Genomic DNA, 12696 nt, shown 5'->3' on the forward strand with positions numbered 1-12696 from the left:
TAAAGATGAAAAACCCTAAAGTTCAATTATTATGTATATTTACACTTGTCTCTATCATTCTCTTTCTGCTGAATACATCCATTACCTCACTATACAACTTTGTCGACGTACTATGGTTTATCACAATAGTAGGCATTGCCTTCATTATTTTTATCGAAAACCGTTCCCCACAAAGTACTTTAGCGTGGTTTTTAGTATTAGCACTTCTTCCTGTTGTTGGTGTACTGTTGTACTCTCTTTTTGGCCGAAGTCGTTGGAGAAGAAAGAAGCATCTACATCGTTCAGAAGAGCAAAGAAAATTATTCCGTGAGATTTTAGAAGGAAAACACCTAGATTTATCATTCACTTCCTCATTAAGTGAGCGCTCTACTTATTTAACACAGGTTGTACAAAAATTCGGTGGCGGTCCTGTTGCCAATAATACCACAACAAAACTCTTAACAAATGGTGATCAAACATTTACAAGCATTATACAAGCTATTGAAAATGCTACACATCATATACACATTCAATACTTTATTTATCGAGCAGATGAAATTGGTACAAAAATTCGCGATGCATTAATTGAGAAAGCAAAATCTGGTGTAACTGTACGCTTTCTCTATGATGGAATCGGAAGCAATTCATTACGAAATCGTTTCTTACAACCTATGAAAGATGTAGGAATTGAGGTTGTGGCATTTGATCCTATTTTTTCGTCATGGCCACTTGAAACAGTAAATTATCGTAACCACCGTAAAATTGTCATTGTAGATGGAGAAATCGGCTTTACAGGTGGGCTCAACGTTGGCGATGAGTATTTTGGTCGTTCTAAAAAATTCCCCATTTGGCGTGACAGCCACTTAAGGATAGAAGGAAAAGCATTGTACAAATTACAAGCAATATTCCTTGAGGATTGGCTCTATGCCACTAATGGTTTAAACACTCATTCTTGGAATCAATTTATGAATGCAAAATACTTTCCAGGTAAAGAAAATTCTCATGCAGAAGGGGCTGTTCAAATTGTAGCAAGTGGACCAAGTTCAGATGATACAAACATTCGTAATACTTTACTTGCTGTTATAGCTTCTGCTAAGAAATCAATTTGGATCGCAACACCCTATTTCATTCCGGACCAAGAAACATTAACATTACTACGTTTAAGTGCAATAGCTGGAATAGATGTCCGTATTCTATACCCAGGTAAGAGAGATAGACTCATTAGTGATCTCGCATCTCAATCATACTTCACACCACTTCTAAAAGCCGGTGCTTCAATTTACAGCTATAAAGATGGTTTTGTGCATGCTAAAATTGTACTTGTAGATGATGAAATTGCAACAATTGGCACAGCAAATATGGATGTCCGTAGCTTTGAACTAAATTATGAAATCATTAGCGTACTTTATGAATCTAAGACAGTTCTTACTATTAAACGTGATTTTGAAGAGGACTTTAACCATTCTTCTGAAATCCGATGGAAATCATTTCAAAAACGTAGCATTCAAAAACGAATACTAGAATCCCTAATGCGTCTAATTTCCCCTTTATTATAATTCCGAAAAAAGTAATCAAAACAAATTTGATTACTTTTTCCTTTTATCCTTGATTTTCTTCATAAAATATTCCTCCTTTAGACATATCCAACTTTTATTTTCTAAAAATTATAAATACTGAATTTCAAAAACGGTATAATACTAATTAAAGGAGGGGATAAAATTGGTTTTCAAAAAAATTTTATACTTCATTTTAGCTGAGAGTATTTTTATTTATTTAAGTAATGTAATAGAACTAGGATTATTACCGATTCTTTTAGGGTGTTGTTTTATTTTTTCTTATATGAAAATTAAACAAGAAATGGACATTATAAAAATAATTATTTTTAGTATATTAGTAAGTTTTTTATCTTTTGCTTTCATGATTTTACTTAATGAAATGATAGAAAGATTTTTTAGTTCTTCATTAACTAAATTTATAGAAATTCTATTAGTAATGCTATGCTGTGGTATAGTGATTTATCTTTTAGAGTTAGTTATAAAGTTTATTTATAAACTGCTTTTCAAGAAAAGGGATATAAATGGTAAGCTTCAACAGTAAGCTTTTTTCATGGATCAGCTGTTTTTGCTGATCCATGAAAAAAGCAAGCAATTCTAGCTATTCGCTAAAACTACTTGCTCTTCTACTTATTATCTCTATTTTTACTCTTTAATAAATTCCTTCGTACTTCTCACTGTATCAATTGGGCGAACTAATTTTTCAATGTCTTCACGCTTTGGCTCTAGGAATGGAGGTAAAGATAACTTCTCTCCAAGTGTTTCATATGGCTCATCTCCCATAAAACCAGGGCCATCTGTCGCAAACTCGAATAAAATTTGCGGTGCAACTCGTGCGTATAATGACTCAAAGAAGTGACGGTTTACATATCCAGATGAAGGAAGTCCAACGCTACCGATTCTCTCAATCCATTCTTCTAATACAGCGCGATCCTCTACGCGGAATGCAGCATGGTGCACTGTACCAAAACCTTGTTGTGCTTCAGGAAGAACCGTATTATGTTCTACAATGACTGAAGCACCGTTTCCACCTTCGTTCACTTCAAATAAATAGAATTCTCCTTCTTGCACAATCTCTTTAAATAATAGAACTTTCTCTAACACTTCTTTGAAGAAACTAAAGTTCGCGATACGGATAAATACAGGTCCTAAACCAGTAATTGCGTATTCTAATGGAACTGGACCGTTTTGCCACGGTGTACCTGATTCGATCCCTTTATCCAATTCATCTGAAATCAATTGATAGTGTTGATCATCAAAATCAACGAAAGAAAGAGTCTTCTTACCAAATTGCTCTTTAATTCCTGTATGTTCCACTTCCAGACGATCAAAACGTTTCACCCAATATGCTAATGCTGCATCACTTGGAACGCGGAATGAAGTTTTTGAAATTTCATTTGTACCGTGTACACCTTTTGGAACGCCCGGGAAGTCAAAGAAAGTCATATCTGTTCCGGCACTACCTTTATCATCTGCAAAGAATAAATGGTACGTTTGAATATCATCTTGGTTTACCGTTTTTTTAACGAGACGCATTCCTAACACGTAAGTGAAAAATTCATAGTTCTTTTCTGCGCTACTTGTAATCGCTGTGACGTGGTGTATTCCTTTTAATTGGTTCATTTTATATTCCTCCAATAGTTTTAAATTTTATCTTTTCTTTTCTCTTCTATTACTTCTCTTCAATAGGTGCTAAATTCGCTTCAATTTCTGCTCGCTGCTCTTCTAGGAACGGTGGTAAATCAAGTTTTTCTCCTAAATGTTCTACATCTCCATCAACTGTAAATCCTGGTCCATCTGTCGCGATTTCAAAAAGGATTCCGTTTGATTCACGGAAATATAAGCTTTTAAAGTAAAAACGGTCAATGATTCCTGAAGAATGGAAACCTCTTTGTTTCACTTGTTCTTCCCAATGAGCAAGCTCTATATCGTTTTTCACACGAATTGCTAGGTGGTGAATGCTACCGCGGCCCGGCTTTTCAGTAGGACCATCTAAATATTTCACAACGATTTCTCCAAAAGCCTCTCCTTTAATGGACTGAAAAATTGCTTCCTCTTCATTTCGGCTAACCTCTGTATAACCAAACATCTCTGTAAGTGTACTCGCCATTTTATCAAGTCTACGAACCGTCATTTCCACAGAACCCATTCCTTGGATTTGATGCTTTGCAGGAACTTCTGATTTCTCCCAAGTTTCCCAGTGCTCCACTTTTTCTCCGTTTGAAACGAGTAGTACTAAGCGAAGACCTTCAGCATCCTCAAATTGCAAAGCAGGACGATTTGCATATGTTGTCATTTCACTATGTTTCACATCAAATTTCTCAAATCGCGCTTTCCAGTAATGCAAGCTATCCTCTGAAGGAACAAGTAACCCAATTCGAGTAATCGCATTCGTACCGCGATATGTTTTTCCTACTAAAGGAATTTCAAAAAACGATAGCTCCGTACCTGGACTTCCTGTTTTATCTCCATAAAATAAGTGATACATTGACGGATCATCTTGGTTTACCGTCATTTTCACACGACGTAAACCAAGCACATTTTTATAAAAGTGATTATTTTCATTTGCATTTTTCGTAACCATTGAAATGTGATGATGCCCTTTAATTTCATACATCGTTCATTCCTCCGCTTCATTTTACTAGTCAAGTGATAACTAAAAAATAACATTTCCCACAAATAATATGTTTTTAAGCTTTTCAATTTATTCTCATTATATTTTTTGTAAATTCATCTTAGTTTTTACTGAATAAGTTACTTTGTTTTGTAAATTCATCTTAGTTTTTACTGAATAAGTTACTTTGTTTTGTAAATCGAAAGCAACTGAGTGTATGTTTTTCATATGACTCAATCGCTTTCGTTACTATCACTTTACATCTCAAGTGATTAAAAATCAAGTGATTTATCTCAAATTCGAGATATTTTTTTGTATCGTATTATTTACTTCCTACAAAAACAGCCTCACTAAGCTTATTAACACTTAATGAGGCCACTTTATTCACACTATTAATTATGGAACGTCGGCTTATAGAACGAACGGTTATCAAGGGCAAAGACACGTTCTGTGTATTCGCCTGGTTTTGTGCGTCCTAATGCGCGGTCCATCATGTTCATTTTTGCATCTAAGTTGTCGATGTAATGCAGAATTTCTGCTTCTTTTACTAATGGAGGTTTTGGGCTACCCCATTCTGCTTTTCCGTGGTGAGAAAGAACGATGTGTTGAAGAATTAATACTTCTTCTGCATCGATTTGCAGTTCATCTGCTGCTTTCCCAATTTCGTTCACCATAATCGAAATGTGGCCAAGTAAATTTCCTTCTAACGTATACGTTGTAGAAATTGGGCCAGATAGTTCGAATACTTTACCAAGGTCATGTAAAATCACGCCTGCATATAGTAAATCTTTATCTAACGATGGGTATAGCGTAGCAATTGCTTTCGCTAAATCTAGCATCGATACAACGTGATAAGCTAGTCCAGATACGAACTCGTGATGATTCTTCGTCGCTGCTGGATATTCTAAAAACTCGTTTTGATGCTTATTTAATAAATGTCTTGTTAGACGCTGGATGTTTGGGTTTCTCATTTCAAATATGTATTGCGTAATTTTTTCAACCATATCTTCTTTTTTCACTGGTGCTTTTTCTACGAAGTCCGAGATGTCCGTTACTTCATTTTCATTCGCAACACGGATTTGTTTCACGCGTAATTGAATACGGCCTTTGTAATTTAGGATATCTCCAGCTACTTTAACGATCGTTTCTGCCACATATTGTTTCTCAACTTCTGGTGATACATCCCATAGCTTCGCTTCAATATCTCCACTTGGATCTTGTAAGATTACTGTTAAAAACGGCTTTCCATTACTTGCGAGACCTTTTGTCGCTGTTTTAATTAACAAGAAAACATCGACTTGTTCACCAACTTCATATTCTGCAATTTTCTTTTTCATTCGAATTCCTCCACCAAATCAGTTACTTTTAGTATAGCATATTACAACTCATTTTCTTTACGCATATGCGTTAATTTTATAATCTGTTTTTCTGTGAAGAACGATAGTAAATGCGCATGACATGTAAAGAAGATTACTTGTCTATCTTTCGCAATTTCTTTGATAAGTTCAATCGTTCGATTCGTCCGTACCGCATCAAAGTGCACGAAACTATCATCAATAATAAATGGATAATCATGTTCAAATGTTTTCGCTAACGCAAATCTCAGCGATAAATATAACTGCTCTGCTGTCGCTTGGCTTAGTTCATGACTGTAAAAACGCATGCCATCGTTACGTTCAACAATGAAAGGTTCCGCCTCTGACGGTGAAAAGATTTTACTATATCTTCCGCCTGTTAAATAGACAAAATACTCTTCTGATTTTTGTAAAATACGCGGCAAATGTACTTCATGATAATATTGCTTCGTTTTCGTTAACACTGTCTTTGCGGCCGCGTACGCAGCCCACTTTTTCACTTGTTCACGCACTTGCGCTTTTTTCATTTCCCATTCGTGTAGTAAATCACCGTACGTACTGCCTTCTTCTAAATTCGCAATTTCTATACGATGTTTCGCAATACGCTCCGTCAGTTCTTTTTCTTTTGTAAGACAGTTTTGCACGATTGCAATTTCTTGCTTTAATTTTTCCTCATAACCACCAGCTTCATAATGTTCAGCTAATGATAAACTCGTTAAACGCTGTTCTAACAAATCAATTTGTGGTAATAAACGCCCCACTTGCTTATCCGCATCTTCACGTTTTTCTGCCAGTTTACCTGCTTCTAAAAACATCTCTTCATCTGTAGCCTCTGCAATATGCCATAAACTATCTCGTTCTACTAACAGTTGTTTCAGTTGCTCTTGCATGAACTCATATTCTTCTTGCCATTCAGCTATCTTCTCTTTCAGCTGCTTACAAGTTTGGCGCTTTTCTTTCTCATTTTGCATACGACTTTGCGCTTCATGCAGTTTACTATACTCCGCGCTACCGATAACTGTTTCTAGTTTATGTTCAAAGTGCGAAATCATTTCATATAATGATGATTTCCGCGTGCTTTTCTTCTCTAATTCACGATATAATTGCTGCATTTTTTCAATACGCTCAAACGCTGGCAATATGTGCGCATACGTATAAAATTCAGGGAACATATAGCGCGTTTTATATGCGTCTACTTGTTCGCTGGCGCGGAATGTTTCTCTCTCCCATTCCTCATACGATGAAACGACTTTATCATACGCTCGTTCCATTTGCTGTAACTTATAAGACTCACGCTCAAATAGCTTACGAATCTCTTCATCTTTTTCTAACTGATAACGAACGGACATCGCTTCTTCACCTTGTTTCCCGCCAGCACTTTGCTGAAGGGTAAGGAGCTCTTCTTGTAATCCGCTTGACGGATCTTTATATAAAACAAGCGAAAGGACAATCCCTACAAAAATAATCACACTCATAAATAAGAGCTCTCGGTTATCTATAAATAAGCTCGTGAATAAAACAAGTGTGTTAATAAGAAGTAACAGAAGACAAACTCTTTGCCATTGCTTTTTCTTTTGCACCGCTGCTCCTGCTTTTTCCTCATACTTACGCTTCATTCTCTCTGCGCCCATACCGATAAACGCCGCATCTTGGAACGACTTTTCTTTCTCGCCTAACGCAGTTCGCTCTTCATCCGCTAACATTTGTTTCTTGATCTGTCTTATATTTTCTTCTTGTTCTTCTAATTGCTCTTGCGCTACTTTGAAATGATCATCGAGCTGTGCTTTTTGCGTTTCTAACTCGCGCGCCTTTTGCACCGTTTGCGTAATTAGCTCTTTCGTCGCCAAACTCATATCAAACGAAAGAACCGTTTCTTTTTCAAAAGCAGCACCAATTTGTTGCTCTAGCTCTGCGATTTCTTCTTTTATATTCGCAATACTTCCCGTCATATCACGCATTTCTTGGCGCGCATTTTCATACGACAAATGCTGCATACGAAGTTCTTCTACGTAACTTTCTTTTCGTAAAAACTCTTCATCTATTTGAATCGATTCAATTTCCGATTGTACCGTCTCTATTTTTTTATGAAGCGAATCAACTTGCAACTGAAGCGGCTCCATTTTTGCCTTAATCGCCTCATAACGCGCCGTCCCGTTTACAGGAAATTGCCCGTTTTCGTTTTCTAACACTTTCTCATGTGCATGCTTTTCAATAACGAGCGGTTCAAGTGCTGCTAATATTTCATAATCTTGCTTTCGTCTTTCCGCACTCTCTTTCTCCGCGCGAACAGACGCCAATTTCTCTTCACTTTCTTTTAACTGCTCGACCTGTTTTTCATACGTGCCAATTTTCCCTTGCCACTCTTTCATCTTCTCTTCAAGCTTCTTCATCTCTTGCAAGGACACGTTAATTTCTGGCTTACGACCACTCGGCTTAAAGCGCTGATCCATTTCTTTTTCTAACTTTTTATCAAGCTGCAATAACGCATCACTACCAACTGCACTTGCTGAAAATAAATAATTACCGATATCCGCTTCGCCAAGCTGATGAATATTTTGAAGGCCATGCATATCAAATGAAAAAACAGAGTCAAATAAATTTTCATTCATACCGCTTAATATATCGTTTAAAATCTCTTCGCCGCCAGTCTTCCCATCTTCAAAATAAACGGTCACCTCACCAGCTGCTGTTTTCGGCAAACGCTCAATTTTCAAACGGCCGTACTTCTCTGTTTGTACAGTTACCGCTCCGCCATACTTTCCGCCTTCTTTCGGCTCATAACGGCGCTGTCCTCTCGTTGGAAAACCGAACAAAAGACTTTTCATAAACGAGCGAATTGTCGATTTTCCCGCTTCATTTTCACCATACAACACCGTCAGCAATGAAAGATCCATTTCCACATTTTCTAACTTTCCGTACCCATAAATATGGAGTTTTTCAATTCTCATTTCTTATCCCTCTCTTGCTGGAATAATTGTTCTAAAATAATATTTTCCGCTTCCTTTTGAATCTCTCTCTTCTCTTCTTCTGTAAAAGATTCAATACTATTACGCGCTATAGGAGATGTCCAAATCGTGCGCAACACTCCGTCCATATTGGTGAACGCTTCTAACTCCTTCAGCACACTACCAACGAAATGATTTTCTTCTTTCAAACGTTCAATTTCCGCAAAAGAAACCGTCTCATTTTTCCACTTCATCACATATACGAAATCTTTTCGCTCTTCGCCAGCTGCTAAAATATGAAAAATCTCTTCCGCGCGTTTCTCATCACGTAAATAAGGAGAAAGTGGTCCCTGTCCTGTAAATACGGCAGTTAAAAGTGTCCCTTCCTCTTCTCTTCGGCACTCATTCATCGCAGTTGACACTGCCGTCATAAGTTCATCAACCGTTTCAAGTCCATCAATACTCACTTCTATCTCATCCCATACAACATCCGCAGTATGGAAAAATGAACATTGCGATCCCTGTTTCGTGAGTTCAATAAGGTACGCACCCTTTTCTCCCGTTTCCTTACGATGACGCCCTTGTATGTTCCCTGGATAAATAATGTAAGGCTCTTCTGATAAAATTTCACGTTTATGTATATGGCCAAGAGCCCAATAATCAAACTGCTTTTCTTTCAGCTCACGAATTTGGAACGGCGCATAACGATTATGCTCTGCATCTCCTTCCACACTTCCGTGAAGCATGCCAATATGAAAAGGCGCATCACTCATTTTCGTATACTGCGCTGTCATATTATCCGTTACCGCTTGCTGCAAATAACTGAACCCGTAAATAGAAGCTAATAGCTCACCATTTTTATAAAATGATTTCTCTTCTACATAAGGCTCTGTAAACACATGAACATTTTCCGGAAACTCAATCGCTGCCCAGCTTCCCCCTAAATGATCGTGGTTACCGTGAATAATAAAAACGGGAATATCGTACTGCGAAAGTCTCTTCATTTGCTCACGCACAAACACTTGCGCCCTCAAACTTCTCGTCTCCGCATCATACAAATCCCCGGCTAGTAATACGAAATCAACACGCTCTTGAATCGCTTTATCAACAATACGCTCAAATGATTCAAACGTACTTTGCTTCATTCTCTCCCAAACAGACTGCGCCACATTCATTTCCATTCCTTTAAACGGACTATCCAAATGCAAATCAGCCGCATGTATAAACTTCACTTGTTTCACAAATAACGATCCTTTCTATATTTCAAAAGTTTCATTTTATCAATATTAACAATTAATAATAATATAAAAAACTCTCCTGTTATTAAAGTTTTATTTTACCACGCAATGTCATATATTTCTTTGCATATTCTAGTGATTTATGCCAAAATAGTTATAAGATTCTGATTTTAATCATTGGAGGGAATTGTCATGGGAGTATACGTTCTAACAGTCTTTGAAAAAGATGGTTCGAAAGCATTAGACGAATCATTCGAGGCGGCAACTGAAAAAGAAGCGAAAGCAAAAGGTGAATCTATTTTACAAGAAAAAGGATTGTACGAAAAAACACATCGCTGCACATCTTCTGCAGGTAAGCTCGTTTTATTCCAGCGCTAAAAAAAGAAGCGTCATCCGCTTCTTTTTCACTCTACTATATCTTCGTCACACCACGTAAACGCCACATCTAGAATGCGATTACCGATACGTACGCGTTTATTCCATTTACCTGTTTGGATCTGATGTTGCAATTCCGCTTTCATCTTTTCCGTCCAGTCGTGAATCGTTTCACTGCCGTCGTACGGATATACGCTCGGAAACTCTTTCTGCAGTAGATGCAAGCTCTCTGCATCAAAATGAAAATGGAAGAAGTAGTTTGCTGTAAGCGACGGTTCTTGCAATCGTAAAAAATGATCATCAATTTGCTTTCTATTTCTATAGAAAGTAAAGATATTCACTTTACCGCTCGTAATTTGGTCAATTTGAATTTCGTGCTTCTCTATAATCACGTCTTGCCCACCTCGTTGTATACTATCTTTAGTATATATGTCTTTTGCAACAAAGTTAACCATTTTCGCGCGAAATTCATTTCCTTCATTATATTACCTGTACCTCCAAGTACAATCAGAACAAATAAAAACAAAGTTGAAGGGGAGCGATCACATGTATTTCGGAAGCAAAGGTTGGTATGTAAAAGAACTTAAAAAATTAGGTATTCGTACTTATGAAGGTAAAAAACTAGAATCATATCGTACACATGTGTTGTCTAGTTTACTTGAGAGAATGAAGAAGGCTTCGGCTTAATAGAAAATAGAAGAAGCTACTTTTAAAGTGGCTTCTTCTACTTGAACAAGTCCCTATCATTTGTACTAATTATATCCTAAGCGAATGACATGCTCTTCCATATTATTGTTTCAAGTCATATATAGTTTAATTATTTTTTGCTTCTTTCTTTTATCTTCTCAACTTCATTTTTTATATCCTCAGATATAGCCACATCTATATTCCCTTTATATTTCTTGTATTCTTGGAATAACATACTTGCATTTTGGTTAAATGTCACCAAAGTTCCACTAGGTGATTCAGTTTGTTCCTTTAAAGAAGTAATAGTCCCATACATTTTTTTGTATTCATCATAAAGTTCTTTATACTTATCTGGATTTTCTTTTGCAGCTTCAGAAACAGTTTTTAATTGACCTTCCATACCACTATATATTACAGAAGCTTGAGAAATCATTGAATCATATGATTTTTTCTTAGCATTTACCGCTATATTAAAATCTCGACGGTTATCAATAGCTTTAGACCAAGTATCCGAATACTCCGGCAAAACCATCTGAGCAACAAATCCCATTAGTTCGCTATTATTATAAAATTCCGCTGCCGCTTGAACATAACGAGCTTCACGTTTCTTCTTTTCTTCTGCTTCTTTAGCGTTTTTTTGTAATACATTCATGCTCACAAGGGCTATGATAATTACGATAACACCTAAAATCCCTCCGATTATCTTTTTGTTCATGCTGACTCCCCCATTTATGTATAATTGTTAAATCATATTGGTAAAAACAAAATAAAAGCACTCTTTCGGATGCCTTTAACTGTAGTTTTTATTGAGCTACTTATGCATGTTTATTCCTTCTTTAATATTTCTATTCCCTTTTATACATGTAACAAAATAAACAATCCAACCAAAGTGCTATAATAAACCCAATCACACTAAGGGGGATCAATTATTTTGCGCGGAAAACACATTCAATTCCATGAGTTTGGCAATCCAAAAGATGTATTGCAAGTTGAATATAAAAATATAGAACCATTAAAAGATAATGAAGTTCTCGTTCGTATGCGAGTCAGACCGATTAATCCCTCTGACTTAATTCCAATAACCGGAGCGTACGCACATAGAATCCCTTTACCTAACATACCTGGTTATGAAGGTGTTGGTATTGTAGAAGATGTAGGCGTGAGCGTTTCTAGAGACTTGATCGGCAAACGTGTTTTACCTTTACGCGGAGATGGTACTTGGCAAGAATATGTGACAACATCGGCTGATTTTGTAGTCCCTATTCCAGATTCCATTGATGATTTCACAGCGGCACAAATGTATATTAATCCCCTTACAGCGTGGGTTACGTGTACAGAAACGCTAAACTTAAAACGGGATGACGTTTTATTAGTGAATGCGTGCGGATCCGCTATTGGACATCTATTTGCTCAGTTATCGCAAATTTTAAACTTCCGATTAATTGCAGTGACAAGAAATAGTAAACATATAGAAGAATTACTTCAGCTTGGTGCCGATTATGTAATAGATACTTCCACTGCTCCGCTTCACGAAACAGTTATGGAGTTAACAAAGGGGACCGGGGCAGATGCTGCGATCGATTCTATTGGAGGGGCCGACGGAAATGAATTAGCATTTTGCGTACGCCCAAATGGACACTTTTTAACTATCGGTCTTCTATCAGGCGTACAAGTAAACTGGGCAGAGATTGTCACAAAAGCTAAGGTGCATGCTAACATATTTCATTTACGGCATTGGAATAAAGACGTGTCACCACACAAATGGCAAGAAACGTTTCGTCACTTAATCCGCTTAGTAGAAAATAAACAATTACGTTTTATGAGGGTACATTCTACGTATGACTTAACAGGTGTGAAAACCGCGGTTGATGTTGTTCAATCTGCTGAAAAAGCAAAAGGGAAAGTGTTTTTGAGTAGTTATTAAAAAAATCCCCTCAAAGCATAAGCTTC

At 36.9% G+C, this 12696-nt stretch carries 12 protein-coding genes; 5 read left to right on the forward strand and 7 right to left on the reverse strand.

Going from position 1 to position 12696, the window contains the following annotated elements; all coding sequences use genetic code 11:
• Nucleotides 1-5 precede the first annotated feature (5 nt).
• A complete protein-coding gene (locus COI75_RS08680) occupies nucleotides 6-1535 on the forward strand; it encodes a cardiolipin synthase (protein WP_000795360.1) in 1530 nt (509 codons plus the stop codon).
• 163 nt (nucleotides 1536-1698) lie between these two features.
• Nucleotides 1699-2076 (forward strand): DUF4029 domain-containing protein, encoded by a 378-nt coding sequence (locus tag COI75_RS08685; RefSeq protein ID WP_000231410.1) that lies wholly within the window; start codon nucleotides 1699-1701, stop codon nucleotides 2074-2076.
• A 101-nt stretch (nucleotides 2077-2177) separates the two neighbouring features.
• Here COI75_RS08685 and COI75_RS08690 read toward each other — a convergent pair whose 3' ends face one another.
• The 5 genes from COI75_RS08690 to COI75_RS08710 form a co-directional block, all read right to left on the reverse strand.
• Nucleotides 2178-3155: a ring-cleaving dioxygenase gene (locus COI75_RS08690; RefSeq protein ID WP_001072587.1), complete on the reverse strand. Its 978-nt coding sequence runs from the start codon at nucleotides 3153-3155 to the stop codon at nucleotides 2178-2180.
• Between the two features lie 49 nt (nucleotides 3156-3204).
• Nucleotides 3205-4149: a ring-cleaving dioxygenase gene (locus tag COI75_RS08695; RefSeq protein ID WP_000272956.1), complete on the reverse strand. Its 945-nt coding sequence runs from the start codon at nucleotides 4147-4149 to the stop codon at nucleotides 3205-3207.
• Between the two features lie 389 nt (nucleotides 4150-4538).
• Nucleotides 4539-5483 (reverse strand): 3'-5' exoribonuclease YhaM, encoded by a 945-nt coding sequence (yhaM, locus tag COI75_RS08700; RefSeq protein ID WP_000726646.1) that lies wholly within the window; start codon nucleotides 5481-5483, stop codon nucleotides 4539-4541.
• A 41-nt stretch (nucleotides 5484-5524) separates the two neighbouring features.
• Entirely contained in the window at nucleotides 5525-8449 is a 2925-nt protein-coding gene (locus COI75_RS08705) for an ATP-binding protein (protein ID WP_001217622.1), read from the reverse strand.
• The gene (locus COI75_RS08710; RefSeq protein WP_098448316.1) at nucleotides 8446-9687 is read right to left on the reverse strand and encodes a metallophosphoesterase family protein; all 1242 of its coding nucleotides are present in this window, start codon (nucleotides 9685-9687) and stop codon (nucleotides 8446-8448) included. The genes COI75_RS08705 and COI75_RS08710 overlap by 4 nt, the downstream gene beginning before the upstream one ends.
• Before the next feature lie 189 nt (nucleotides 9688-9876).
• On the opposite strand from COI75_RS08710, the gene COI75_RS08715 reads away from it, so the two are divergent.
• A complete protein-coding gene (locus COI75_RS08715; RefSeq protein WP_000539551.1) occupies nucleotides 9877-10062 on the forward strand; it encodes a YhzD family protein in 186 nt (61 codons plus the stop codon).
• A gap of 26 nt (nucleotides 10063-10088) precedes the next feature.
• Here COI75_RS08715 and COI75_RS08720 read toward each other — a convergent pair whose 3' ends face one another.
• Entirely contained in the window at nucleotides 10089-10451 is a 363-nt protein-coding gene (locus COI75_RS08720) for a hypothetical protein (RefSeq protein WP_000582784.1), read from the reverse strand.
• Between the two features lie 154 nt (nucleotides 10452-10605).
• Between COI75_RS08720 and COI75_RS08725 the strand changes: the two genes are divergently transcribed.
• Nucleotides 10606-10746, forward strand: a complete 141-nt coding sequence (locus COI75_RS08725; RefSeq protein WP_000273536.1) for a YflJ family protein — start codon at nucleotides 10606-10608, stop codon at nucleotides 10744-10746.
• 130 nt (nucleotides 10747-10876) lie between these two features.
• On the opposite strand, the gene COI75_RS08730 is transcribed toward COI75_RS08725, so the two are convergent.
• On the reverse strand, nucleotides 10877-11461 hold the full coding sequence (locus COI75_RS08730; RefSeq protein ID WP_098448317.1) for a hypothetical protein: 585 nt from the start codon (nucleotides 11459-11461) through the stop codon (nucleotides 10877-10879).
• A 216-nt stretch (nucleotides 11462-11677) separates the two neighbouring features.
• Between COI75_RS08730 and COI75_RS08735 the strand changes: the two genes are divergently transcribed.
• Nucleotides 11678-12670, forward strand: coding sequence for a zinc-dependent alcohol dehydrogenase family protein (locus tag COI75_RS08735; RefSeq protein WP_141535090.1), 993 nt, complete (start codon nucleotides 11678-11680; stop codon nucleotides 12668-12670).
• The last annotated feature ends 26 nt before the right edge of the window (nucleotides 12671-12696 follow it).

Source organism: Bacillus cereus (assembly GCF_002564555.1).
Classification (GTDB): Bacteria; Bacillota; Bacilli; order Bacillales; family Bacillaceae_G; genus Bacillus_A; species Bacillus_A cereus_K.

What these genes read in the sequence shown, in the direction of transcription:
- COI75_RS08680 (WP_000795360.1), top strand. Translation starts at nt 6, where the DNA reads ATGAAAAACCCTAAAGTTCAATTATTATGTATATTTACACTTGTCTCT.
- COI75_RS08690 (WP_001072587.1), bottom strand. Translation starts at nt 3,155, where the DNA reads ATGAACCAATTAAAAGGAATACACCACGTCACAGCGATTACAAGTAGC.
- COI75_RS08695 (WP_000272956.1), bottom strand. Translation starts at nt 4,149, where the DNA reads ATGTATGAAATTAAAGGGCATCATCACATTTCAATGGTTACGAAAAAT.
- yhaM (WP_000726646.1), bottom strand. Translation starts at nt 5,483, where the DNA reads ATGAAAAAGAAAATTGCAGAATATGAAGTTGGTGAACAAGTCGATGTT.
- COI75_RS08705 (WP_001217622.1), bottom strand. Translation starts at nt 8,449, where the DNA reads ATGAGAATTGAAAAACTCCATATTTATGGGTACGGAAAGTTAGAAAAT.
- COI75_RS08715 (WP_000539551.1), top strand. Translation starts at nt 9,877, where the DNA reads ATGGGAGTATACGTTCTAACAGTCTTTGAAAAAGATGGTTCGAAAGCA.
- COI75_RS08725 (WP_000273536.1), top strand. Translation starts at nt 10,606, where the DNA reads ATGTATTTCGGAAGCAAAGGTTGGTATGTAAAAGAACTTAAAAAATTA.
- COI75_RS08730 (WP_098448317.1), bottom strand. Translation starts at nt 11,461, where the DNA reads ATGAACAAAAAGATAATCGGAGGGATTTTAGGTGTTATCGTAATTATC.